The organism is Bacillus paralicheniformis, assembly GCF_002993925.1.
GTDB lineage: Bacteria > Bacillota > Bacilli > Bacillales > Bacillaceae > Bacillus > Bacillus paralicheniformis.
Genome location: NZ_CP023665.1, coordinates 3,880,905 through 3,903,702, shown reverse-complemented (window position 1 = coordinate 3,903,702; position 22,798 = coordinate 3,880,905). Strand labels below are relative to the sequence as shown.

Below are 22,798 nucleotides of genomic sequence, written 5' to 3'. Positions count from 1 at the left end.
ATGAGGTTTTTTATGTGAAATGCTTTAAAGGAAGCGAATGGCTGCCGATAAAAAGAGTAGTATGTTTGAATACCATTATAGAACAAATGTTCTGTATTAGCAAATATAAATTGCAAGCCTTTCGCAAAAGAGGTTTTTCGATGAGAAACTCTGGAGCATGACACTTATTTGAGGTGAAATGATGTTAAAAGGACTTTATACAGCGACTTCTGCAATGATCACCCAGCAGCGCCGCACAGAGATGCTGACGAATAATATCGCGAACGCAAATACGCCGGGATATAAAGAAGACCAAGGGTCAATCCGTTCTTTCCCGGAAATGCTTTTGAGCCGGATTGAATCCGATTCTGTCAAGGCCGGCAGCGCTTCGCGTTCGTTTTCAACACAGACGCCGATCGGTTCTATCAATACAGGAGTTTACATGCAGGAACTGAAGCCTCAATTCTCGCAAGGGGATCTGCAAAGCACGAATGAGCCGACGGATATTGCAATCAGCGAAACCGAAGTTCCGGTCAACGGGGAAACAAACGATAAAGCAGCGCTTTTCTACGCGGTCCGGCTTGAAAATGGGGATGTACGCTATTCAAGAAGCAGCCGTTTTTCTTTAAATGAAAATAATCAATTGACAATAAACGGCCGACTCGTCCTTTCAACGGAAAACCAGCCGATTACGGTGGGAAGCGAGAATTTTCAAGTCGCTGAGGACGGAACGGTGACTGAAAACGGCCAAAACCTTGGAAGGATCGATGTCAGAATCGCGCTCGATACGAGAAATTTAGCAAGAGAAGGCGATGATCTGTATCGTACTGAAAACGGTGAGGCGCTGCCAAGCGCAGTCGGCAATCCCGCAGTCGCTTATTCTGTCAAGCAGGGGATGACGGAACGGTCGAATGTCGACGTGACGAGAGCTTATACGGAAATGACCGCTGCCTACCGCTCGTTTGAAGCCAACCAAAAAGTTCTTCAAGCTTATGATAAAAGCATGGAAAAGGCGGCCAATGAGATTGGAAGGATCGGATAAATGACCGATCGCGATCAGCGTAAATGGAGGATGTGGAAAAACGATGCTTAGATCCATGATCACGGCTTCAAACACAATGTTTGAACTGCAAAAACAAATTGATAATATCAGCCATAATCTTGCAAATACCGATACAACGGGATATAAGGCGAAAAACACGAGCTTTTCGGAGCTGATCAGGCAGCAGATTGAACAGGTAAACGAGAAAAATAATGAAGTAGCGGCAAGCAGAAAGACGCCGCCCGGACTTCGGCTCGGCGTCGGAGCCGTGATGACCGATCGGCTGACACATAAACAGGGAAGCCTTAAAGAAACTGGCCGCGATCTTGATATCGCACTGACTTCTCCTTATCAGTACTTCCAGGTCAATGTCGACGGGGAAGTGCAATATACAAGAGACGGAGCATTTTACCTGACGCCTGCGGCTGGCAACGCCAACCAGATGCAGCTGGTGACGAAAGAAGGGCATGCTGTTCTTGACGAAAACGGAAATCCCATCCGTTTCAACCAGCGTTATAAACACATCAAAGTTGACGATTCGGGAAGTGTCACCGTTTCGTCAGACAATCAAGGTGAAGCGCCATTGCGTTTTAACCTGGGAATCGTCCGGGCTGTCAAACCTCAGGCTCTTACGGAAGAAGGAAGCAATCTTTTTTCTGTCAGCGATGAATTGAGAGCAACGGCTCTCATCAATCTGAACGGAGCCGGGCGGCAGGACATTTCTCTAAAACAGGGATTCCTCGAATCATCAAATGTCGATGTATCGAAGGAAATGACCGACCTGATCTCTTCGCAGCGGTCTTATCAAATGAATTCCCGCGCCATCACGATGGGCGATCAAATGATGGGGCTGATCAATTCAGTTCGCTAGCAAAGCAAATAGGAGCCGGCCAAACGACGTTTGGTTCAGGCTCTTTTTATTTTCATTTTCAGCGTTGTCTTTCATCTTTTGTTGAAAAAGATTCCGTTTCATAATATACTTCCAGATGTACAGAATAAGGCACTGACATATCATTCTATACATATTTTTAGAAAAAGGAGATGTCAAGGCAATGCTTGATGCTCAGCAAATTAAAGAAATCATTCCCCACCGCTATCCCTTTCTGCTGGTAGACCGTGTGACAGAAGTAGAGGAAGGAAAACGGGCAGCGGGTTATAAAAATGTGACAGTAAATGAAGAATTCTTTAACGGACACTTTCCGGATTATCCGGTGATGCCTGGCGTTTTGATTGTTGAAGCGCTTGCGCAAGTGGGTGCCGTGGCGCTTTTGATGAAGGAAGAAAACCGCGGAAGGCTCGCGTTTTTTGCGGGAATCGACAGCTGCCGCTTCAAAAAGCAGGTCAAACCGGGCGATCAGCTCCATCTTGAGCTTGAAGTGCTTCGTTTCCGCGGTTCCATCGGCAAAGGAAAAGGAGTCGCGAAAGTGGATGGAGAAGTGGTGTGTGAAGCCGAATTGATGTTTTCTCTTGGCGAAAAACAGGAATAACGCAAACAGAATGGGTTTCCGTAAAAGCCCATTTTGTTTTTTTATCATAAAAGAGAAAAGGTGATCATTCATGTGGAAAGAATTTAAAAGCTTTGCGATTCGTGGAAATGTAATCGATCTTGCAATCGGGGTTATCATAGGAGGCGCCTTTGGAAAAATCGTGACTTCGCTTGTCAATGATTTAATGATGCCGCTCCTCGGTCTTCTGCTAGGAGGCCTGGATTTTTCAGCGCTGTCGTTCACATTTGTTGATGCCGACATTAAATACGGGCTGTTCATTCAGTCGATCGTCAATTTCTTTATTATTTCGTTTTCCATTTTTCTATTTATCCGTTATATCTCTAAGCTGAAGAAGAAGGATGCCGAAGAAGAAAAAGCTGCTCCTGATCCGCAGGAAGAATTGCTTAAGGAAATACGGGATTTGTTAAAAGAGCAGACGAAACGCTCTTAGAGCTATAGCGAAAAGGCTGTCCGGCGAAGACAGCCTTTTCTATATATTTTGTTTAAATGCTTCAAGAAGCCGGTCTCCGGAATATCCTTCTTTCATTAAATCTTCCAAGATCTTGTCGGAGCCTTTCCTCAGCTTTGAGCTGACCATTTTGCCGTCCAATAAGACGGAAACATGCTCGCCTAGTACCGTGATCTTTTTGACCTTCGCTAACAGCTGTGCGGGGCGGTTGCTTTTTTTCGTGATCGTTACATATGTTTTCACTTCTTTGCCTTCCTGAAGGAGGTATTCGAAAAAATACCGGTACTCTTTCGAAACCAGCCCCTCAACCATCCAGTGGTTTTCTCCGTCTTCTTTATTAATGATAAGGCCGTCGATCAGCGGGAACTCCTCGAGCCGCTTTGAAGTTTCATCCTGGCGGACAATTTTTAAATCAATAAGCCTAAAGGTTTTCACTAGTATCACCTCACAAGCTTCCATAGTTGTATAACCATTATAGCACATTCGCTTGGAAGAACTCTTGACCCTGGTTTGTTTATGCAATAGGAGCATATTCGTATTTTAAATTTTGCAAAAAGTATTTTATAATGCTTTATTTTTATTTATACTTTAGGTGATATTGAGCAGGAGGTGACTTATGAACCATTTTTTCTTAAAAGAAGTATTTGTGATCGCAAGCAATCCAGCTGCTGACTGCCGTCAATATATGCCTATGATTTGCTTTTCAGCCGGAAACAAAAAGCACGAGATCAGCACGTATGCCAATGAAGGCATCGTGTTTCGCTATGAAACAAAAGACAGAATGGAAATATACGAATTTCAAGTAACGATTAAACAGAAAGAGTTGTCATTCCGTTTGTATGCTTGGGACGGGGGCTCATATGTCCGCGTATACTCAGAGCGGTGGCTGGCATCTCCTGTTTTTTTTCAGTTTCTGAAAAATACGTATTTCTCAAATAACAATGAGATGATTTTTTTAATTAATGGCAGAAAGAAACAAAAATTATGACGCGAACCCGGGTTTTTTCCAGGTTATTTTTCTTTTATGATGATTTTCCTTAAATACCGATCTCTTATAAACTGGGGATACCCGAACAGGAAGGGAGGCACGAAATGTTTAATGAGATCATGCTGGTCGGGCGTTTGACAAAAGATCCCGAACTTCGGTACACATCTGACGGTGTCCCTGTTGCAAATGTGACGCTGGCTGTCAGCAGGCCTTTCAAAAATGCAGCAGGCGAAATTGAAGCGGACTTTGTCAATTGCACCCTGTGGCGCAAAACTGCCGTGAATACAGCCGAATATTGCGAAAAAGGCTCCATCATCGGGCTGAGCGGAAGAATCCAGACTCGCCAATACGTCAATTCAGAAGGCGAACGCGTCTTTATTACAGAAGTTGTCGCCCGATCAGTCAGATTTTTGGGAGAAAGCCGAAAAGCCCATGAGCCGGCGGATGCTTAAACCGCAAGATTCCTTCTATAAACGCCTTTCTTAAAAAAAATCAATCAATATCCCCTTTTTTATCCCCCTTTATGGCCGGTTTTCAATGACCGGTTTTTTTATTTTAGACAAAAAATAGACAAATTTAAATTGACGTCCAAAAATTCCGAATGTATAATGTAAGCGAATACAACAACAAATGACTAATACTTGCACAAATGTGCAAAAGAAGGGTGATCTTATGGAAATAAAGGATGATAAACGCCTTCTGATCAAAGTCTGCAAAATGTACTACGAAGAGGATATGACACAGAGCCAGATTGCAAAAGCAACAGGGATATACAGAACAACGGTCGGACGCATGCTGAAAAAAGCGCGCGAGGAAGGAATCGTTAAAATCACGATCGATGACCATGTCGGGACACACTACGATTTGGAACGGGAGCTCGAACAGCTGCTCGGGCTTAAAGAAGTGTACATATGCGAAGCAAAACCGGAACAAACATCTGAAGACAAGAAGAAACTCGTCGGCAAAGCTGGAGCCGAAATCTTAAAACGCGTTGTGAAAGACGGGGATACGGTAGGCTTCGCATGGGGGACGACGATGGCGGGAATGATCGGGGAGTTTCACGGCGTCAAAAAACGGAGTGCTTCATTCGTGCCGCTTGTCGGCGGTCCGGGCGCCATGGATACGAAATATCACGTGAACAGCATCGTCTACAGCATTGCCGGTGACTTTGGAGGCACGCCTTACTTTATAGATGCGGCAGCCGTTGTCGAAAAAAAAGAAACGAAAGAGGAAATCGTCAAGTCCCACTATTTCAAAAAAATAGAAAGTCTGTGGAACGGCCTTACCGTGGCAGCCGTCGGGATCGGAGCGCCGCTTAGTTCTTCAAATATGATCTGGACCGGATTTTACGGCGATCAGGATATCGAGCGCCTTGAAGAAAAGCAGGCGGTCGGAGATATATGCTCGCGTTTCTTTGATCGGTCGGGAGCGTTGGTAGAAACAGAGATTCATGACAGAACCATCGCGATAGACATCAAGAGGTTAAAGAATTTGGAGTATTCCATCGGTCTTGCTGAATCCCATGAAAAAGTCCCTTCTATTATCGGGGCTGCAAAAGGCCGTTATATTAATATTTTGGTGACAACTGCCGAAACAGCCAGAGAAATTGCCGAGGAGGTAAGAAACCAATTATGATCATTTACTTTATCATCGCCCTTGGAGCTGCATGGCTTCTCCAAAGTATTTTTGGTTTTTTGCAAATCAGGCATTTCAACCGAACATTCGCCGCATACAGACGTATGGGAAGAGTCGCGGTCGGAAGGAAGACCGGCTTATTCAGAGCCGGAACGGTCGTCCTGTTTGTCATTGACAAGCGCAATAAAATTTTAAAGGCGTCAAAAATGCAAGGTGTCACTGTCTTTTCAAGAATCAAGCCTTTAAAAGGGTTTGAAGGAAAGTATTTGTTGAAGATCGGACAAGCGGAGCTTGTCCGGCACGACCGCCTCACACGGCTCGCAATTGAAGATGCCTTGAAAACATTCGACATCATCACGAAAGGGGGTGATGTCCCGCAGAAGAAAACGCGGCTTCAAAAACTGATGAGCTTTCAAATCAAAAAAAGAGGTGAATTATGAAAAACGTAACATGGCTTGCGGAGAAGTTTATGGACTTATTCAGACATGGCGGAGAAGTGTTTGTCAGTATGCTTACAGACATCGTTCCTTTATTGATTATGCTTCTTGTCGCCATGAATGCCCTGATACGCCTGATAGGAGAAAAGCGCGTCGAAGCGCTCGCGAGGAAGTCGGGAAAAAATCCATTAACGAGATACATGGTTTTGCCTGTCATTGGTACGTTCATGCTTGCAAATCCAATGACGCTGTCGCTTGGCAGGTTCTTGCCTGAAAAATACAAACCGAGCTATTATGCGGCTGCATCCTATTCTTGTCACACGCATAACGGACTTTTCCCGCACGTGAATCCGGGCGAGCTGTTTGTTTTCCTCGGGATTTCCGCAGGAATTACGACGCTGGGGCATGAAACGACCGAGCTCGCTCTCCGCTATCTTCTGGTCGGGATTGTAACAAACTTTCTCAGGGGCTGGGTAACGGATATGACAACGGCTTATGTCGCGAAACAGCAGGGCATTGCCTTGAAAGATTCGATTGATCTTAAATAAGAAAGGCGGTTTACAGATGAGTTCCTATCGTTCGGTTGAAGTTTCAAAAGGGCCGGGAGGGTTTGGCGGGCCTCTGGTGATCACGCCTGATGAAGAGAGAAATAAAATCGTGTACGTCACCGGCGGAAACAAACCCGATTTTGCGGATCATTTAGCTGAGCTGACGGGGTGCACCCTGGTCGACGGCTTTAAAACGACAGTACCCGAAAACGAAATGGCCGCTGTGATCATCGACTGCGGAGGGACGCTGCGCTGCGGACTTTACCCGCAAAAGCGAATTCCGACGATCAATGTGATGGCGACCGGAAAAAGCGGGCCGCTTGCCGCCCATATTACAGAAGATATATATGTTTCCGGAGTAAAAAAAGAGAATATTAAACTGCTGGGAGCTGTGGAGGAGCCTGAACAGTCTAATATTCCAGAAGAAAAACAAATGCAAAATAAACAAAACCATTATAGCACAGAGAAAAAAATTAGTGAACAGCAGTCGCCGAAAGGGATGATGGCGACAATCGGGATGGCCATGGGATCGGTCGTCAGCACGTTTTATCAAGCTGGACGGGAAGCGATTGAAACCGTTATCAAAACAATTCTTCCGTTCATGGCTTTTGTGGCTCTATTGATCGGCATCATTAAAGAGTCAGGCATCGGAGACATTTTTGCCAAATATTTATCACCATTTGCAGGGTCACTGCCCGGATTGCTATTAATCTCGCTTGTTTGTTCATTTCCGCTGCTTTCCCCGTTTCTTGGACCCGGGGCGGTGATTGCACAAGTTGTCGGTTCGCTGATCGGCGTTGAGATCGGCAAAGGAAACATTCCGCCGAATTTGGCGCTGCCGGCGTTATTTGCGATCAATTCGCAAGCAGCTGCCGACTTTGTTCCGGTCGGCCTGGGTCTTGCGGAAGCGGAAGTCGAAACGGTTGAAGTCGGGGTGCCGTCGGTGCTGTATTCGCGTTTTTTGACTGGGGCGCCAACCGTTTTCATTGCTTGGCTGGCCAGCTTTGGCATGTATGACAGCTGAGGTTTTCTTAAGGAGGGAGAATTATGGTCATGCTGTATGAAACAAAAATAAACAGAATCGGAGATCAAGCAACGGCATTTTCAGATGAAAAGATGCTTATATTATTCGGCGAAGGCGCTCCGGATGAATTGAAAGATTATTGTTTATCAATTGATATAAAGCCTGTAGAAGGCGACTTCAATGAAGGCGATAAGCTCATACTGGGCGGCGAGTCCTACAAAATCACAGCCGTTGGGGGAGCCGTTCGCCAGAACCTGGCGAATCTCGGGCATATTACGCTGAAATTTGACGGATCGGCTTCAGCCGAGCTGCCGGGAACGCTGTACCTTGAACGAAAAGAACAACTGCCGGAGGTTTCAGCAAGAGACTGTATTCAAGTTAAAAGATTCTCATAAGGAGCGGGTGCAATATGGAGATGAATAAAGGAAAAGTGGCATTGATATGCGGCGGCGGCCAAAGTCTCGGAGAAGCGCTGTCCTACCGCATGGCAGAGGCGGGATATAACATCGCGGTCGCAGACATCAACGGCGAGAACGCCGAAAGGACGGCTGAACATGCAGCCGGTCAATACGGGGTCAAATCGCTGTGGATTCAAGCAGATTTTACAAAAGAAGCCGATGTGGAAAAAATGATCGGCAGGATCACGGAGGAATTCAATAAAATCGATGTGATGGTGTACAGTGCGGGAATCGCCAAAAGCAATAAGATCACAGATTTTGAGCTTGAAGACTGGGAACGGACCATCGAAGTCAATTTGACCGGGTATTTTCTTTGCGCGAGGGAAACGTCGAAGGTCATGATTGAGCAGGGAAGCGGGTCAATCATTCAAATTAACTCCAAATCGGGAAAGGTCGGCAGCAAACATAATACAGCTTATTCAGCTTCCAAATTTGGAGGTGTCGGTCTCACTCAAAGCCTCGCGCTCGATCTTGCCGAACACAACATTCGCGTGAACAGCATTATGCCGGGAAATTTGTTGAAATCGCCGATGTTCCAAAGCTTGATTCCGCAATACGCGAAAAAGCTCGGCATTCCAGAGAGCGAAGTAGAGCGCGTGTACACCGAAAAAGTGCCGCTCGGACGGGGCTGTACGTATGATGACATCGCCAATGCCATCTTATTTTACGCTTCTGATCAAGCATCCTATATGACGGGTCAGTCGATTAATGTAACCGGAGGGCAGGTCATGCATTAAAACACGAGGGGGAAGCGAGATGAACATGCTGATTGATTCAGCGCATATACCGGAGATTGAAAGATTGCTGGATTCATTTCCCGCTGGCGGCGTCACGACAAACCCGGCGCTGATCGCAAGGGAAAAGCAGCCCTTTAAACAGCAGATTCAAGATATTCGGCGGCTCCTTCCCGAGCATCTGCCTCTCCATGCCCAAGTGATCGCCGACCATTGGCGGGATATAGCCGATCAGGCGAAGGCGCTCTATAACTGGCTGGATGGAAACGTGTCGGTGAAGATTCCGGTGACGGCTCAAGGACTTTACGCGATCAGAGAGCTCGCGGCTGAAAACATCCAGACCACCGGGACAACGGTTTATACCGCTGCACAGGCTGTTCTGGCCGCAAAAGCCGGCGCCTCCTATGTCGCGCCGTATGTCAATCGTATTGATCAAGAGTATGGTCATGGGGCGGGCGTTGTCAAAACAATTGTCGACTTATTTAACACATACCGTTTAAATTGCAAAGTGCTTGCGGCAAGCTTTAAACATAACCGTCAAATTCTTGCCGTCATGGAAGCGGGGAGCCACGAGGCGACAATCAGCCCTGAGCTTTTAAGCCATTTGGCTGATCATCCGGCTGTAGACCGTGATATCCATGCGTTTCGTGAAATTTGGCACTCTCAATATGGATCATTTTCATTTTAGCATGCGAGCCTGAGGATCGGGAAACCGGACTCAGGCTTTATTTTTACTTATAATTACTTATGTGTTCTTGATTTATTCTGTGTAATAACTTATAATCACTTATAAATAATGAATTTTACTTGTGTAAAGAAGGAATGATCGAGTGTATCAAGAGGAAAGGTTAATTTCCATCATCGACTATTTAAAAGAGCGTAAACGGATTTCCGTTGAACAAATTTGTTCTTTATTCGGAGTTTCAAGAGATACGGCAAGGCGGGATCTGGTCAAACTGCAGGAGCAAGGCGCTATTATCAGAACAAGGGGAGGGGCGATTCTGCCTACCGTTCATGATGAGGTCAAAGACTATTCGGGCAGGCTGGGCATGGTTTCCGAAGAGAAAAGCATGATCGGAAAAGCAGCCGCTTCTTTAATCAGAGAAGGCGACCGTATGATTTTGGATGCTTCCACGACAGTCCAATCGTGCGCCGAGCATTTGCCGGATGTCAATTGCACGATCATCACCAATTCGATTAACCTTGCGGAGGTTCTTTCCTCAAGAAAAGGTGCTGATATCCACCTGCTTGGAGGGAAGCTTCAAAAAGAGCACCGCTTTTTGTACGGCGCCTCCGTCATTGAAAAGCTGTCATGCTATCATGTTGATAAAGCGCTGATCGGCGTGGTGGGGGTTTCCGAACACGGGCTTACAATTGCCCATGAGGAGGATGGAATGGTGAAGCGGAAAATTATTTCCCAAGCGAAACAAGTCATAGCGCTTGCCGACCATTCGAAAATCGGGAGAACGGATTTTTACCGGTATGCTAAACTCAGTGACATCGACCTTCTCATTACAGACCGGCTGCCGCCGAAACCGTTTCAGAAACTGCTTGATGAACATGATGTGGAGCTGCTCGTGGCTGAACATCACGATATTTAAGGGGGAAAACAGCAGATGAAAATGATTGCGGTCGATTTAGACGGGACGTTGTTAAACAGTGAAAGCAAGATCTCACAAGAAAACATCGATGCGATTAAAAAAGCGCGGGAACACGGGATTGAAGTAGTAGTTGCCACAGGGAGAGCATCCTTCGATGTTCAAACGATTTTTGAGCCGACAGGTATTAAAACATGGATTATTAGTGCCAACGGAGCGGTGATTCATGATCCTGAAGGCCGCCTTTACCACTCGGTGCCGCTTGACAGGAAACGGGCGGAAGGAATTCTTCAATGGCTTGAAGAAAAGAATTACTATTATGAGGTATTCAGCGATGAAGCGATCTTCACGCCGCAAAACGGCCGCGAGCTGCTTGACATTGAGCTGGACCGCTTGAAAAGCGCAAATCCCGGGGCCGATCTTTCAAGGCTGGAACTCGCTGCTGAACAGCAGCTCAGTCAAAACGGATACGCGTACATTAGCTCCTATACCGACCTGTTTTTAGCGGGAAAAGATGTCAATGTATATAACATATTAGCTTTTTCTTTTCATAAAGAAAAACTGGAAACGGGATGGCAGCGATTTAAAGATGCGCAAGATATTACGCTTGTCACTTCAGCCGAGCATAACTTTGAAATTGAGCATCTTCAGGCGTCAAAAGGGCTGGCGTTGGAAAAGCTTTCACGCAAGCTCGGCATTTCCCTTCAGGAAACAGCTGCTGTCGGAGACAGTCTCAATGATTTTTCGATGCTGAAGATCGCGGGGAAAAGCTTTGCCATGGGCAATGCGCGCGAAGACATTAAAGAGATGGCTGATGAGGTGACGCTCACTAATGATGAAAATGGCGTCGCTCACATCCTGAATCAGCTGATTGAACAACAAGTCAAACCGGTTTAATTCGTACATCCTTTCAATTCGGCGTGATGCCGGTACATGGCAGCGTAACGATTGAAGGAGTGCGGTTAAGCAGCGGATGTTATTGATCCGCGGGCCGCCGACAATGTCGGCGGCCTTTATTTATTTTAACGCTGACTCGTGAACTATGAAGTATTATTTTCGTTACTTTTTATTCATTGTTTGATGTGGTGATGTTTGTTACTATTTAACTATTATTTCAAATTCCAAGAATGGAAGGTGACTTTATCATTAGTTTAAATCCTCGAATTTAGAAAAAGATACTAGAACTCATTGAAAAAGAGTAAAAACAGGTGATCGATTTGGATAATCAAATGAGCATAATGTATGAGAAAGCAGAGCGGCTTTCAAAGTGGGGGAAAACAAAGGAAGCCTTGAAGGAAGCAGAGCAGTTTTTATCCAGTTACCCCGACTCACAAGAAGGCTATCAATTGCTTTCAAATATATATTTTAATGCGAAAGAATATGAAAAAGCGGTACAGTTTGCAAAAGAGGCTTTAAATTTAGATCCGATGAACTTTGAAATTTTGGTTATCTTGGCTCTCGCATACTATGAATTGGGAATGTACGAAGAGCATGAGGAAATAAATGAATTATTGATTTCACAGTACCCTGATAATCACTACACTTATGCAATGCACGCTCAATTTCTTTTTCATGATAAAAATGAGTATGAAAAAGCGCGTTTTTATATAGAAAAGGCAGTGGAATTAGAACCTGACGATCCATTTTCTCTTGTCGTATACAGTGAAATTTTGGCGGTGTTTTTTGAGGATCGATTATCAAGAGCGTGTTCAGACAGAGCGCTTGCCCAAAATGCTGATAATGCCATGTTCACGGGAATGGCCGCTTCTGCGGCGTATCGAAGAGGAGATTATGCACAAGCCTTGACTTTAAACAAAACAGCTCTACAAATCAATCCGAACAATCCAGGAATTGTACCCAATTTAGCGTTATACAACATGTGTAATTTTTGGTTTATGAAATACCCGTTGAAAGTCAGGCGCTTCCATGAGAAGCTGCGTGTTAAAAAACCGGTGTTGTTTTGGCCGCTTCTAGTCATCGTGACATTGGTCTTCAAGTGGCTTACGATTCCATACCTGTTTGTCGTCTACAGTACACCTTATATGATGAACGGGCTGGCGGGAGCCTTCATGCAGCGAAAATTGCCCGAACAAATGCGAGGTAGTTCGGTCCTCACATTTTTGAAGTACACACCGATTTGGATCCTTTTTGTATTGCTGATTATTGTGATAGGGATCATATCATTCTTATACAGATTGATATTTTAAATGAATGAAAGAGTGGAAATAATGGAAATACATAAAGATAAACCGGGAACTCTATTTTTTGTTTTTTTCGGACTGCTCAGTTTTGTCGGCACGATGTCTTTGTATGACCGATTTGGGAATCTTCAAATGAAAATGCTGGCGGCTTCCGACAACTTGCTTTTTTGCTCTGATGTAAGCATATTTTACAGCCTGTTGCTGACCTTCATTTGTATACCTTACACCGTTAGAAAAGTGATAACTTCCAAAGGCTATCAGGGGCGCTTGCAGCTGCCTTTATCCTTGATTCTTCTAGTGGTAGGGCTGACGCTGCTATGCAATGGTTTTTTTCAATATCAAAATATCGGGAAAAACAGCATTGTCATGAGAGAAGGGCTAATTTCCAGCACCAAACATTACGATATGGAAGATGTCACTTCTGTCCATGCCTATTATCAAAAAGGGTTAAAAGGGGCACTTTACCTGAAGTATGATCTGACGTTAAATGACGGAAAAAAAATCGATGCCGCCTTGTCCGACGAGTTTTACAATAAAGCTGATGAACTTGATAAGCTTCTGCAGCGGCAAGGAATACATATTGAAAGAAGCGGAATCAAAAAGAAAGATCAGGCCCAGCTAGAAAAACATGCGGGTTCCAAGGCGAACTATAAAGTGGTGAAAAGGATCTTAACCGGTACAAATCATAGATAGGAAGGATAAATATGAAGAGGGATGATACGGAAAAACGCGCAAAGGTGAAAGTCATTCAGTTTGATCAACATCAACATGCTTTAACCGAATTAGAACAACACTGTGAAACTTTTGCTGATGTCGGCGGATTAGAAGATATTAAAAAGAAAATCAACATGGACTTTATTTTGCCTTTGCAAAATCCTGAATATTTTAAAGCGTTTGGAAAAGCGACGGGGGGAAGTCTTCTTCTGTTTGGCCCGCCGGGATGTGGAAAAACATTTATCGCGAAAGCGATTGCCGGCGAGATCAAAGCAAACTTTATACACTTGGAGCTTCAAGCGATATTGTCCATGTATGTTGGGCAGAGCGAACATAATCTGCATGATATTTTTGAAAAAGCGCGTGATAACAGTCCTTGCGTTCTTTTTATTGATGAGCTTGATTCGATCGGGGGGAATCGGCAGGGAATGAGCCAGCATCATGACAGGGTGCTGGTCAATCAGTTGCTGATAGAATTAGATGGTTTAGGGACGTTTAATGACGGTGTGTATGTGATCGGTGCAACGAATACACCGTGGTATTTAGATCCTGCCTTACGCCGTCCCGGCAGATTTAATAAGATGGTATTTATGCCGCCCCCATCTGAAGAAGAACGTGTCGACATTTTAAATTTAAAGCTGTCCGGTAAGCCGCATGATCAGATTGATGTACTGAAAATTGCCAAAAAGACTTGCCATTTTTCGGGGGCTGATTTAGAACAATTGGTCAGCGATGCTTTAGATCAGGCGATCGAACGGTCGCTTCAGCAAGGAAAGCTGTCGCCTGTCCATCAGACAGATCTTGAAAGCAGCCTTCAAGGGAGAGTGCCTTCAACGCTTGAATGGTTTTCAACAGCGAAAAACTATGCCATGTTTAGTGATGCGAATAAAGCATATCAATCCGTTCTTGATTATATGAAGAGAAATAAGCTCAAATAGGTGACCTCCGCATTTTAAAGTGTCACTCGGTCAAGGAGAATGATAAGTATGAAAAAGCCGTTTCAATTGCCCGAAAAAATGGCCCGATACCGCGGGCAATTTGAACAATCAGCGCGGGATTTTTTGAAGCTGGACACGAGAAAAGGAAAAACAGGCCGATATGAAAGCAAACTGGCCGGAGATCCTTATTTTCCAAAGTCTGAACAGTATCCTGTCGATTCACAGGGAAAACCGATGAAACTGCTTGCGCAAATTAATTTTTCAGACATGCCCCGCCTTGAGAATTTCCCGGAATCCGGTATTCTGCTTTTTTTTATCTCTGTCAGTGATGATGTTTACGGATTGAATTTTGATGATCCGTGTGAACAGTCGAGTTTTTGCATCAAGTATTTTGAGAATGTCATCGAAAATGAAGACGAGCTTGTCGACGATTTTTCGTTTGTGAAGCTTGAGGATGAGCTGGCCTTTCCGATTGGATGCGAATCCTCACTCACACCTGACACAGGGTCTGAACTTGTCTCTGCGTCCGACTTTCAATTTGAGCGATACGCGGGAAAGGATGCTTGGACGTTCTTTGAGCAATTCGGCGATCAAGAGGAAACGGTGTTCGAAGAATACAGTGAAATGTACGGCGGCTTCTCCCATAAGATCGGGGGCTACGCAGCCTTTACGCAAGATGATCCGCGGGAAGGCGATTATCCGGATCATACCGTTCTGCTATTGCAAATTGATTCTGATGAGAACATTGACGCGATGTGGGGAGATGTCGGGATTGCCAATTTTTTTATAAGGCCTGATGATTTAAAGAATAAGGACTTTTCAAACGTATTATATAATTGGGACTGTCATTAACACAAAAAACAGCTGTCTATTTCAGACAGCTGTTTTGTTTAACCCGTAATAGCCGAAGCGTTCAGGGTAAATAACTCTTCTAGTTCATGTTCGGAAAGCTCGGTGATCCAATTTTCGCTTTGGATGATTTGATCGTTCAGCGATTGCTTCGATTCGAGCATGTGGTCGATTTTTTCTTCAATTGTGCCGGTGGTGATCAGTTTATGAACGTGGACGAACCGTTTCTGTCCGATTCTGTAGGCGCGGTCTGTCGCCTGATTTTCAACCGCGGGATTCCACCATCTGTCATAGTGGATGACGTGATTGGCGGCCGTCAAATTGAGGCCTGTGCCGCCGGCTTTTAATGATAAGATCAGAATCGGAAATTCCTTGTTCTGAAACTGCTCCACCATTTTGTCCCGTTCTAGCTTGGATAAACTGCCGTTCAGAAACTTGACCGGTTCGCCGAATGATTTCTCGAGCAGGCGTTTCATCATATCTCCCATCCCGAGATATTGGGTGAAAATCAGGCAGCTTTCATCGCTTTCGCGAATCGTCTTCGTCAGTTCCAACAGTTTTTCGAGCTTGACTGACCTTCCGTTAAGGAGCTCGCTCCCGGTCTCTTTTAAGTAAAGGGCAGGATGGCCGCAGATTTGTTTGAGCTTGCCGAGCATGCTTAAGATGAGAGCTTTACGCTGCATTCCGGCGAGGCTTGACATATGTTCAAACGTATCTTTGACAAGCTGTTCATATAGTGAGGCCTGTTCTGCCGAGAGCGGGATGAACTCTTTTTCTTCCTGTTTTTCAGGCAGGTTAAGCGCGACTTCCTTGTCCTGCTTTGTCCGCCTTAATAAAAACGGTTTGATCAGCTGCTGGAGCTGTTCGATACGTTTTTCGTCGCGGTCTTTTTCAATCGGCAGGACAAATCGCTTATGGAAGCTGCCAAGGCTTCCGAGATAGCCTTTGTTCATGAAATCGTAGATCGACCACAGCTCCGTCAGGCGATTTTCCATCGGAGTCCCGCTGAGCGCGATATGATGCATGCCTTTCAGCTTTCTGATTGAGCGGGATTGTTTCGTGTGCGCATTTTTAATATTCTGGGCTTCGTCAAGGCAGATGCAGTTCCAGGCGACGCTGCTGAGATCGTCAAAGTCGGATTGGGCGAGGCCGTATGACGTCAAGACGATATCTGCATCTTTGTAACATTCCTGAAACGCTTCACCTTTAGGGCGTTTTGGCCCGTAATGGAGCGCCGCCGTCAGGTCGGGCGCGAAGGTCTCAAGTTCGCGCTGCCAGTTCCCGAGGACGGAAGTCGGCGCAATGATGAGAGATGGCGTTTGTTGTCCCTGTTCTTTTAAATAGGCGAAATAGGCGATCATCTGGATGGTTTTTCCAAGACCCATATCGTCTGCCAGGCAGGCGCCGAAGCCGCAGTTTCTGAGAAAGATCAGCCAGTTCAAACCGTCTTCCTGATAAGCCCTGAGCGTTCCGTCAAAAAATTTGCTGACCGGGTATGACGGGAGATCATCGCGCTGGCTCAGCTTTTTGATCATGTTTTTCAGCTGATAGGACAGTTCAAACCGCACCTCGCTGAATGCGGAAGCATCGAACAGATCATCATCCTCGCGGGTTTCGCTCCGCTCCGTCAGCTCGCGCGCCAGGATGTCAGACATATGAAGCCCCTCTGTTTCTGCTCGCTCCATCAGCTTTTTCATTTGTTTGATAAAATTCGGATCGATTTTAATCCACTGCCCGCGTATGTTGACAAGCCGTCTTTTATTGGCGACAAGCTGCTCGAATTCTTCTTCTGTGAGTTCGATTCCGTTCGTAGCAAAACGCCAGTTGAAGTCCATCAATGCATTCATTCCGACAAAGGACTCGCCGCGGGGAGCCGATGACACTTTCGCTTTCAGCAGCATGTTGCTGTCTCTGACGATTTGCCACCATGACGGCAGCAAAATTTCAATCCCCATGCTGACAAGAGTTTCACTTGCTTCGGATAGGAAGATCCATGCTTCCTCTTCCGTTAAAAGCGTCGTTCCCGAGTCGATCGTTAGCCACGGCACGATTTGGCGGAATCTGTCTTGTTCCCGTGCGATTTTATCAGCGTATGCCTGCCACGATTTTTTCAGCCTGTTCAAGCCTTCAAAGAACTGAATGGCTCCGCTTTTTTTGTCGCGCAAAAACAGTTCGATTTTCCAATCGTCTCCGTCAAAGTCAGGTTCATTTAAGCGGAGTCCGACAGTAAACGGCACAGGGTTTTCATGCCAGCCGATCGTTTCAAGAAAATCGTCTTCATCAAGAAAGTGGCCCTGAAATGTGGTGACGGCGGGAGAATGTGCGACAATCGATTCCCATTTTGCTTTTAACTCGTCATTGTAGTTGATGTAGTCTTCGACAGCGTGTGAAAACCATTCAGCTGTATAGCCTTCCAAAATCCCTTCTTTATCTTTCCAACGCAGCACCTCTTGCTTCCATGCTTCATAGTCGGGAAGAAAATCTTCATCTGCGATAAACTCATAAATGGTGGAAGCCGTTTTCATCAAAGGTTCGGTTTCCTCGGTGAGATTGATGTCGCTGTACGAATTAAATGAGTTTTTGCCGAGAAATTCGACCGCCATCCACGGAGACAGCAGAACCGCTGGAGTCTCTAAACCGGCATCTTCGAGAAACGTTCCGTAAAAAGACGATTCGTGCCACTGAAACAAATACCTTTCCATTTCATTCCGCGTAAGAAACTGATGATCCTCGTCATGACAAGATAAAATGAATGTATAGTCTTCTGATTGTTCGACATGTATCACGATTTCCTTAAGACTCGCCATCGATCAACTTTCCTTTCTTAAGTTCCTCCTGGAAGGCTCTCAGCCGTTTATAGCGAGCTGAAAACTGCTCCATAAACCGGTTCCAGACATCCTGTTTTTTCGATTTCTTATAGAGGGAGCGCAGTTTTTTTAATTGTTTGACGGCTTCTTTGTAGCTTGAGCGGTTTTTTTGTTCAACCAGCCCGGAAATTTCTCTGTGATAGGAAGGAATCAAAGCTTCAGGGGCTGCTGCTGCGATATCTTTCAAGGCGTTCTGTCCGATCTCAGAGATAGAAAAACCGACAAGGCTGTGGATCTCCATCCACTCCGTAAAGCGGTTTTTGTTATATAAAAAATGGCTGTATTCAGTAAACGTATAAGGAAGGCACTTTTTGCAGTACCGTTCATATACATGCTCTTCTTTTGCGTTTTTGCTGTAATCGCTCAGAAACAGGAAGAATTCGCTTAAAACATCGCGTATTTCCCGGTACGGTTTATCCAGTCTGCAGAAGCCGGATGCAAGCTGTTCAAGGTGTTCGTACCATTTTTTAAGGCGCTTCCAGTCTTTTTTGGCGGTCATGACGCTGAGCCATTGAAATGTATAAGGAAGAATCTCAGGTGAAAACGATCCGGCTTGATCAAGAATCACATCGTCGTTTTTTAGCAGAAATTCAAGATGCAGCCTGCCGAATTGTATTTCAGGCGACGGCTCCAGATCGTTCAGCACATCGAGCTCCCGCTTCAGCCAGTTTGGCCGGGACAGAAGCGCACTCCAGATTTCCCCGAAAATCCGCAGCCTTTCATACTGAAAAATGTCTTTCTTGAGCAGCAGTTCCCGAATCGCGCCGGGGGTTTTTTCTAAAAACGGATCAAGGGAGAACGATAGCGCATATGTTTTCAGTTCATCGATTGAGCTGTAGATCGTGTCCATCAGCTGTTCGATATAAGGATTCAGCGAGTAAAAATCTTTTTCAGGATCAATGCGCCCTTTCTCGACGAGCGAATGCATGGCAAGCCATGTCGCAAGAGCCGCGTGGATTTGGTACATTTTTTTCAGCTCCGGCTCCGCAGGCGTCCGCTTTTTTAAAGCTGAAAAATACCCGTAGTAAAGGTATTGCATCGTTTGCTGGTTTTTAGGCGTATGCTCTTCCCATCGTCTGAACTCCGTTTTGAAAAACGATGTCCATTGATCGAGCGTGTGGCTGCGGGGTTTCATTCCACGCTGAAGCTGTCCGAGAATATCCCTGTTTTCGCGGCGTTTTTGCGCTTCTTTCCAAAACTCCGTAAACGTTCCCAATCGATCATATTGTGCATACAGATATAAATAAACGGCAAGCACATGCCGGCAGATGTTTTGAGCAGGGCAGGAACAGCTGCTTTTTTTAACGTCGGCGAGGTCGATGAAGACCTTCACCGGGACCACATCCTGAACGTAAGCACTGACCGTATGCCCGCTCATCGGCTTGACCCGATAGACGGAATCCTGTCTGTATAAAATAAGGGCTTTTTTCATGAGCTGAATGTTAGCTTCTGTGCACGGCAGTACATGCTTAAACTGTTCAGCTGCATCCATCACAACCGTTTTTGAAATCATGTCTTGAAGCATGTCTATCGCTCCTAACCGAATGGCTTTTAAAAAGTTTCCAATCTCTCTATTATAGCTTAATCAATCCGTCCAAAAAAGATTTTCTCAGGAAAAGGACATAAAAACGGATGGCTGTCGAATAATGTAATAGACTATGGCAAATTGATTCTTTACATCATATAATTTGAAATATAATCAGAAATGTTTTAATTTATGGAATCTGAAAGGAAAAGGATATGGATGACAAGGAATTGAATCAGGAAGAATTTTTGAGAATTCTTATGCATGCGTATGACATTGGTGAAAAATCAAAAGACATAACGACGAAAGAACTTCTTGAAGATCTCATTCTTCATATCAAAAATGGATATACGACGTAAAAGGTGTGCAAACTTCGGTTTGCACACTTTTTCGTTCAGCAAAAAGCGCGCAGGTCCTGCAAAAGTCGATATTTAATACCATATAAAGACGCGATTTCCCCGGTATCTCCCGTTATTTGTCAGGATTCATTTCTTTCGGAAACGAAAGAACCATGTATAATCAAAGGGAGGTGTTTAATTTGCTGAAAATTTAAATAAATACGCGAATCCTAGAGGGAGGCTTTTATGAGAGATCATATCGGCTTTAAAGATGTGTTCATCATTTTGAAAAAAAGATTCGTTCTGATCGCACTGATCACCATTGCGGCCGCTCTGTCCAGCGCTGCCGTCAACTTTTATTGGCTCACACCCGTCTACCAGGCATCCGCCCAAATCCTCATCAACGGCCGTCAAACGTCGAACTTCACCGATATTCAGACCAACCTTGAGCTAATCAACACTTATAACGTCATTATGAAAAGCCCGCTCATCTTAAATAAGGTTAAAGACGAACTAAACCTGCCGGAAACGGCTGAAGACCTGAAGCAAAAAATTACGGTTATCAGCGAAAATGAATCACAGATTGTCAGTATCTCCGCGACTGACAAGGATTATTCCAAGGCGGCGGACATCGCGAACACGGTCGTCGCCGTATTCCAAAGGGACATTGACGGCATTATGGGTGAAAATACCGAAGTCAGCCTTGTTGCGAAAGCAAACCCCGAACATTCGCCTGCTCCCGTCAGCCCGAACAAGAAGTTCAACATCGCTGTTTCTACAGGATTCGGCCTGCTGTTTGGTGCAGGGCTTGCATTTTTACTCGAGCTTTTGAAAAATACCGTTCGAAATGAAGAAGACATCGAAAAAGAGCTGAACGTTCATGTGTTGGGAAATATTCTGTATGTAAAACCGAAAAAAGGACAAGCCCGGAAACTGGAAAGCTTTATCGGTAAAGACCATACGATCTAAAACGGGAAAACACGGGGAGGCCGCCTATGATCGATATTCATTGCCATATTCTAGCGGACATTGATGATGGGGCAGCATGTATGTATGACAGTATAGAAATGGCTAAACAAGCCGCCCGTCAAGGGATTCATACGATTATCGCCACACCTCACCACCGAAACGGTGTATACGAACACCAAAAAGAGGCCATTCTGGCAGCTGTTTCGAGTTTAAAGACGCGGGTGCAAAAGGAAAACATCCCGGTGCTTATTGCTCCCGGACAGGAAATCCGCCTGTACGGCGAATTGAAGCGTGATCTTGAGCGCGGCAGACTGCTCAGCCTCGCCGGCACAAAGTATTTGCTGATTGAACTTCCTTACCACCATGTTCCGCGATATGCCGAAAAGCTGTTGTTCGATCTACAGTTAAATGGTTACATTCCGATTATCGCACACCCCGAGCGGAACCTTGAATTGATGGAGAATCCTGATCTGCTGTACCGCCTCGTCAAAAACGGCGCGTGCGCCCAGCTGACATGTTCAAGTCTTACAGGCCGCTTTGGCAGAAGCGTGAAACGGCTCGCCCGTCGCTTTCTTGAAGCGAACCTCGTCCACTTTATCGCATCAGACGCCCACAACCTCACGAGCCGATCTTTCTTTTTTGATGCAGTGGAAAGCGATTACGGCCGCGATTTCTTATACGTGTTTACAAAAAACGCGGGCCTTCTCCTGGAAAACCGGGAGATTCATAAAGAAACACCCCGTCCCGTCAAAAAGAAAAAGCTGATGGGCCTGCTGTGAAAGGTTGTTCACAAAAGCCCGTCAGTCAAAATGTCAGCGCCGGTTATGCGGCGCTGATTTTTTATATCATCGATAGAAAGCGGCCGGACGTCCCTTTCTACAAAAGCGGAATGACAAGCCCGCCGTAAGCGAAGGCGGCCACGATCAGGAAAGCCGGATGGACGCGGAACTTCGTCAAGGCCACCAAAGAGATCAGCGCGATGACAAGTGATTGAACCAAGCCGATCGACTGGATTGCGTCACCGCCGATTTCCCACGTTAAAAGAAGCATCATCATGGCGATAACCGGCTGAACCGACAAGGTCATTCCTTTGACGATTGGCGACTGGCGGTAGCGGCCGATCAGCTTGAGCAGCAAAACGAGCGCGATGGCCGAAGGCAGCACAGTTGCGATAAGAGCAATGAAGACACCGGGCCATCCGAGCACGCTGTAGCCGACATAAGCGGCGATTTTTGTCGCGATTGGACCCGGCAGTGCGTTTGCGAGCGCAAGCATGTTTGAAAATTCTTCTTTTGACAGCCAGTGAAAATGCTGAACAACTTCTTCAAAATTAAGCGGAATTGAAGCCGGACCGCCCCCGTAGCCCAATAAATTTGCAATAAAGAAAGCCCAAAATAAATAAAAGATGATCATGAAGCGGACACTCCCTTATCCTTTTCCCGGGCCGCTTTTCTTTTTAATTTAAAGTGGAACGCGCCATACGTTAAAAACAGGATGACAATGATGCCGGGATGGATGGAAAACACCTGAAGACCCAAAAATGCAAGAATAAAGAAAAGCACGCCGGCAAGCAAGCCGAAGCCTTTCAATGCTTTTTGCCCAAATTCGTAAGCCATGATGCCGAGCATGACGGCGATGACAGGGGTAACAGCGCCGATCATGCCGCTTACGATTTTGGAGTGGCTGAGCACATTAACGGCTGCGAACAAGGCGGCCATCGCAACGCACGTCGGCAAGATATGGGCCGCTGTAGCCACGACAGCGCCCGGAACGCCTTTGACTTTATGACCTAAATATGCCGACATTTTTGTAGCGATCGGTCCGGGCAGCGCATTGGCAATCGCCAAAATTTCCCCGAATTCATCATCATCGATCCATTTGAACTTTGAAACGGCTTCATGACGGATCAGCGGGATAACGGACGGTCCGCCGCCAAATCCCAATATCCCCGTTCTTGTCATTGCGATGATCAGTTCCCGGTAAGGGTGCTTCATTTCG

27 protein-coding genes are annotated in these 22,798 nt (G+C 45.6%); 22 read left to right on the top strand and 5 right to left on the bottom strand.

Translation table 11 applies throughout. The features are described from left to right. Positions 1-181: 181 nt before the first annotated feature. The 4 genes from CP943_RS19975 to mscL all read left to right on the top strand — a co-directional run bounded on the left by CP943_RS19975 (position 182) and on the right by mscL (position 2,959). A complete protein-coding gene (locus CP943_RS19975) occupies positions 182-1,021 on the top strand; it encodes a flagellar hook-basal body protein (RefSeq protein WP_095291470.1) in 840 nt (279 codons plus the stop codon). Between the two features lie 43 nt (positions 1,022-1,064). After that, positions 1,065-1,892, top strand: coding sequence for a flagellar hook-basal body protein (locus CP943_RS19970; RefSeq protein ID WP_023857130.1), 828 nt, complete (start codon positions 1,065-1,067; stop codon positions 1,890-1,892). A 181-nt stretch (positions 1,893-2,073) separates the two neighbouring features. Further along, positions 2,074-2,508 (top strand): 3-hydroxyacyl-ACP dehydratase FabZ, encoded by a 435-nt coding sequence (gene fabZ / locus CP943_RS19965; protein WP_003185902.1) that lies wholly within the window; start codon positions 2,074-2,076, stop codon positions 2,506-2,508. 70 nt (positions 2,509-2,578) lie between these two features. Beyond that, the gene (mscL, locus tag CP943_RS19960; protein WP_023857132.1) at positions 2,579-2,959 is read left to right on the top strand and encodes a large conductance mechanosensitive channel protein MscL; all 381 of its coding nucleotides are present in this window, start codon (positions 2,579-2,581) and stop codon (positions 2,957-2,959) included. A gap of 39 nt (positions 2,960-2,998) precedes the next feature. On the opposite strand, the gene CP943_RS19955 is transcribed toward mscL, so the two are convergent. Next, positions 2,999-3,412 (bottom strand): YwpF-like family protein, encoded by a 414-nt coding sequence (locus CP943_RS19955; RefSeq protein ID WP_020453206.1) that lies wholly within the window; start codon positions 3,410-3,412, stop codon positions 2,999-3,001. A gap of 181 nt (positions 3,413-3,593) precedes the next feature. Between CP943_RS19955 and CP943_RS19950 the strand changes: the two genes are divergently transcribed. The 15 genes from CP943_RS19950 to CP943_RS19880 all read left to right on the top strand — a co-directional run bounded on the left by CP943_RS19950 (position 3,594) and on the right by CP943_RS19880 (position 15,104). Further along, the gene (locus CP943_RS19950; protein WP_023857133.1) at positions 3,594-3,965 is read left to right on the top strand and encodes a hypothetical protein; all 372 of its coding nucleotides are present in this window, start codon (positions 3,594-3,596) and stop codon (positions 3,963-3,965) included. 104 nt (positions 3,966-4,069) lie between these two features. Continuing rightward, complete coding sequence (ssb, locus tag CP943_RS19945) at positions 4,070-4,417, top strand: single-stranded DNA-binding protein (protein WP_025810666.1); 348 nt, start codon at positions 4,070-4,072, stop codon at positions 4,415-4,417. A 220-nt stretch (positions 4,418-4,637) separates the two neighbouring features. After that, positions 4,638-5,600, top strand: coding sequence for a sugar-binding transcriptional regulator (locus CP943_RS19940; RefSeq protein ID WP_026580214.1), 963 nt, complete (start codon positions 4,638-4,640; stop codon positions 5,598-5,600). After that, positions 5,597-6,040 (top strand): transcriptional regulator GutM, encoded by a 444-nt coding sequence (locus CP943_RS19935; RefSeq protein ID WP_023857134.1) that lies wholly within the window; start codon positions 5,597-5,599, stop codon positions 6,038-6,040. The genes CP943_RS19940 and CP943_RS19935 overlap by 4 nt, the downstream gene beginning before the upstream one ends. Then, complete coding sequence (srlA, locus tag CP943_RS19930; protein WP_020453201.1) at positions 6,037-6,585, top strand: PTS glucitol/sorbitol transporter subunit IIC; 549 nt, start codon at positions 6,037-6,039, stop codon at positions 6,583-6,585. Before CP943_RS19935 ends, srlA begins: the two co-directional genes overlap by 4 nt. 16 nt (positions 6,586-6,601) lie before the next feature. Continuing rightward, the gene (srlE, locus tag CP943_RS19925; RefSeq protein ID WP_020453200.1) at positions 6,602-7,609 is read left to right on the top strand and encodes a PTS glucitol/sorbitol transporter subunit IIB; all 1,008 of its coding nucleotides are present in this window, start codon (positions 6,602-6,604) and stop codon (positions 7,607-7,609) included. 23 nt (positions 7,610-7,632) lie between these two features. Continuing rightward, positions 7,633-8,004, top strand: a complete 372-nt coding sequence (locus tag CP943_RS19920; RefSeq protein ID WP_105981265.1) for a PTS glucitol/sorbitol transporter subunit IIA — start codon at positions 7,633-7,635, stop codon at positions 8,002-8,004. 14 nt (positions 8,005-8,018) lie between these two features. After that, positions 8,019-8,804 (top strand): sorbitol-6-phosphate dehydrogenase, encoded by a 786-nt coding sequence (gene srlD, locus CP943_RS19915; RefSeq protein ID WP_020453198.1) that lies wholly within the window; start codon positions 8,019-8,021, stop codon positions 8,802-8,804. A 19-nt stretch (positions 8,805-8,823) separates the two neighbouring features. Further along, positions 8,824-9,489, top strand: coding sequence for a transaldolase family protein (locus CP943_RS19910; RefSeq protein WP_023857136.1), 666 nt, complete (start codon positions 8,824-8,826; stop codon positions 9,487-9,489). A gap of 142 nt (positions 9,490-9,631) precedes the next feature. Continuing rightward, a complete protein-coding gene (locus tag CP943_RS19905) occupies positions 9,632-10,402 on the top strand; it encodes a transcriptional regulator GlcR (RefSeq protein ID WP_026580211.1) in 771 nt (256 codons plus the stop codon). A 15-nt stretch (positions 10,403-10,417) separates the two neighbouring features. After that, positions 10,418-11,296 (top strand): Cof-type HAD-IIB family hydrolase, encoded by an 879-nt coding sequence (locus CP943_RS19900; RefSeq protein ID WP_026580210.1) that lies wholly within the window; start codon positions 10,418-10,420, stop codon positions 11,294-11,296. A gap of 320 nt (positions 11,297-11,616) precedes the next feature. Then, complete coding sequence (locus tag CP943_RS19895; RefSeq protein WP_131824705.1) at positions 11,617-12,606, top strand: tetratricopeptide repeat protein; 990 nt, start codon at positions 11,617-11,619, stop codon at positions 12,604-12,606. A 21-nt stretch (positions 12,607-12,627) separates the two neighbouring features. Further along, positions 12,628-13,293, top strand: a complete 666-nt coding sequence (locus CP943_RS19890; RefSeq protein WP_026580209.1) for a hypothetical protein — start codon at positions 12,628-12,630, stop codon at positions 13,291-13,293. Between the two features lie 11 nt (positions 13,294-13,304). Beyond that, on the top strand, positions 13,305-14,252 hold the full coding sequence (locus tag CP943_RS19885; protein WP_025810669.1) for an ATP-binding protein: 948 nt from the start codon (positions 13,305-13,307) through the stop codon (positions 14,250-14,252). Between the two features lie 48 nt (positions 14,253-14,300). After that, positions 14,301-15,104, top strand: a complete 804-nt coding sequence (locus CP943_RS19880) for a YwqG family protein (RefSeq protein ID WP_023857142.1) — start codon at positions 14,301-14,303, stop codon at positions 15,102-15,104. Between the two features lie 38 nt (positions 15,105-15,142). Here the strand turns inward: CP943_RS19880 and CP943_RS19875 are convergent, their stop codons facing one another. Both CP943_RS19875 and CP943_RS19870 read right to left on the bottom strand, forming a co-directional pair. Further along, a complete protein-coding gene (locus CP943_RS19875) occupies positions 15,143-17,908 on the bottom strand; it encodes a DEAD/DEAH box helicase (RefSeq protein WP_023857143.1) in 2,766 nt (921 codons plus the stop codon). After that, positions 17,895-19,493, bottom strand: a complete 1,599-nt coding sequence (locus tag CP943_RS19870; protein ID WP_023857144.1) for an SWIM zinc finger family protein — start codon at positions 19,491-19,493, stop codon at positions 17,895-17,897. The genes CP943_RS19875 and CP943_RS19870 overlap by 14 nt, the downstream gene beginning before the upstream one ends. Positions 19,494-19,708: 215 nt before the next feature. On the opposite strand from CP943_RS19870, the gene CP943_RS19865 reads away from it, so the two are divergent. From CP943_RS19865 to CP943_RS19855, 3 genes are all read left to right on the top strand, one after another. After that, complete coding sequence (locus CP943_RS19865) at positions 19,709-19,852, top strand: YwzD family small protein (protein WP_020453188.1); 144 nt, start codon at positions 19,709-19,711, stop codon at positions 19,850-19,852. A gap of 225 nt (positions 19,853-20,077) precedes the next feature. Then, positions 20,078-20,800 (top strand): YveK family protein, encoded by a 723-nt coding sequence (locus tag CP943_RS19860; protein ID WP_020453187.1) that lies wholly within the window; start codon positions 20,078-20,080, stop codon positions 20,798-20,800. A gap of 26 nt (positions 20,801-20,826) precedes the next feature. Further along, positions 20,827-21,579, top strand: a complete 753-nt coding sequence (locus CP943_RS19855) for a tyrosine-protein phosphatase (protein WP_020453186.1) — start codon at positions 20,827-20,829, stop codon at positions 21,577-21,579. A gap of 97 nt (positions 21,580-21,676) precedes the next feature. Here CP943_RS19855 and CP943_RS19850 read toward each other — a convergent pair whose 3' ends face one another. Together CP943_RS19850 and CP943_RS19845 are read right to left on the bottom strand one after the other, a co-directional pair. Further along, entirely contained in the window at positions 21,677-22,213 is a 537-nt protein-coding gene (locus tag CP943_RS19850) for a chromate efflux transporter ChrA (protein WP_025810673.1), read from the bottom strand. After that, entirely contained in the window at positions 22,210-22,794 is a 585-nt protein-coding gene (locus tag CP943_RS19845) for a chromate efflux transporter ChrB (RefSeq protein WP_023857146.1), read from the bottom strand. The genes CP943_RS19850 and CP943_RS19845 overlap by 4 nt, the downstream gene beginning before the upstream one ends. Positions 22,795-22,798: the final 4 nt, after the last annotated feature.

What these genes read in the sequence shown, in the direction of transcription:
- CP943_RS19975 (WP_095291470.1), top strand. Translation starts at nt 182, where the DNA reads ATGTTAAAAGGACTTTATACAGCGACTTCTGCAATGATCACCCAGCAG.
- CP943_RS19970 (WP_023857130.1), top strand. Translation starts at nt 1,065, where the DNA reads ATGCTTAGATCCATGATCACGGCTTCAAACACAATGTTTGAACTGCAA.
- fabZ (WP_003185902.1), top strand. Translation starts at nt 2,074, where the DNA reads ATGCTTGATGCTCAGCAAATTAAAGAAATCATTCCCCACCGCTATCCC.
- mscL (WP_023857132.1), top strand. Translation starts at nt 2,579, where the DNA reads ATGTGGAAAGAATTTAAAAGCTTTGCGATTCGTGGAAATGTAATCGAT.
- CP943_RS19950 (WP_023857133.1), top strand. Translation starts at nt 3,594, where the DNA reads ATGAACCATTTTTTCTTAAAAGAAGTATTTGTGATCGCAAGCAATCCA.
- ssb (WP_025810666.1), top strand. Translation starts at nt 4,070, where the DNA reads ATGTTTAATGAGATCATGCTGGTCGGGCGTTTGACAAAAGATCCCGAA.
- CP943_RS19940 (WP_026580214.1), top strand. Translation starts at nt 4,638, where the DNA reads ATGGAAATAAAGGATGATAAACGCCTTCTGATCAAAGTCTGCAAAATG.
- CP943_RS19935 (WP_023857134.1), top strand. Translation starts at nt 5,597, where the DNA reads ATGATCATTTACTTTATCATCGCCCTTGGAGCTGCATGGCTTCTCCAA.
- srlA (WP_020453201.1), top strand. Translation starts at nt 6,037, where the DNA reads ATGAAAAACGTAACATGGCTTGCGGAGAAGTTTATGGACTTATTCAGA.
- srlE (WP_020453200.1), top strand. Translation starts at nt 6,602, where the DNA reads ATGAGTTCCTATCGTTCGGTTGAAGTTTCAAAAGGGCCGGGAGGGTTT.
- CP943_RS19920 (WP_105981265.1), top strand. Translation starts at nt 7,633, where the DNA reads ATGGTCATGCTGTATGAAACAAAAATAAACAGAATCGGAGATCAAGCA.
- srlD (WP_020453198.1), top strand. Translation starts at nt 8,019, where the DNA reads ATGGAGATGAATAAAGGAAAAGTGGCATTGATATGCGGCGGCGGCCAA.
- CP943_RS19910 (WP_023857136.1), top strand. Translation starts at nt 8,824, where the DNA reads ATGAACATGCTGATTGATTCAGCGCATATACCGGAGATTGAAAGATTG.
- CP943_RS19900 (WP_026580210.1), top strand. Translation starts at nt 10,418, where the DNA reads ATGAAAATGATTGCGGTCGATTTAGACGGGACGTTGTTAAACAGTGAA.
- CP943_RS19890 (WP_026580209.1), top strand. Translation starts at nt 12,628, where the DNA reads ATGGAAATACATAAAGATAAACCGGGAACTCTATTTTTTGTTTTTTTC.
- CP943_RS19885 (WP_025810669.1), top strand. Translation starts at nt 13,305, where the DNA reads ATGAAGAGGGATGATACGGAAAAACGCGCAAAGGTGAAAGTCATTCAG.
- CP943_RS19880 (WP_023857142.1), top strand. Translation starts at nt 14,301, where the DNA reads ATGAAAAAGCCGTTTCAATTGCCCGAAAAAATGGCCCGATACCGCGGG.
- CP943_RS19875 (WP_023857143.1), bottom strand. Translation starts at nt 17,908, where the DNA reads ATGGCGAGTCTTAAGGAAATCGTGATACATGTCGAACAATCAGAAGAC.
- CP943_RS19870 (WP_023857144.1), bottom strand. Translation starts at nt 19,493, where the DNA reads ATGCTTCAAGACATGATTTCAAAAACGGTTGTGATGGATGCAGCTGAA.
- CP943_RS19865 (WP_020453188.1), top strand. Translation starts at nt 19,709, where the DNA reads ATGGATGACAAGGAATTGAATCAGGAAGAATTTTTGAGAATTCTTATG.
- CP943_RS19860 (WP_020453187.1), top strand. Translation starts at nt 20,078, where the DNA reads ATGAGAGATCATATCGGCTTTAAAGATGTGTTCATCATTTTGAAAAAA.
- CP943_RS19855 (WP_020453186.1), top strand. Translation starts at nt 20,827, where the DNA reads ATGATCGATATTCATTGCCATATTCTAGCGGACATTGATGATGGGGCA.
- CP943_RS19850 (WP_025810673.1), bottom strand. Translation starts at nt 22,213, where the DNA reads ATGATCATCTTTTATTTATTTTGGGCTTTCTTTATTGCAAATTTATTG.
- CP943_RS19845 (WP_023857146.1), bottom strand. Translation starts at nt 22,794, where the DNA reads ATGAAGCACCCTTACCGGGAACTGATCATCGCAATGACAAGAACGGGG.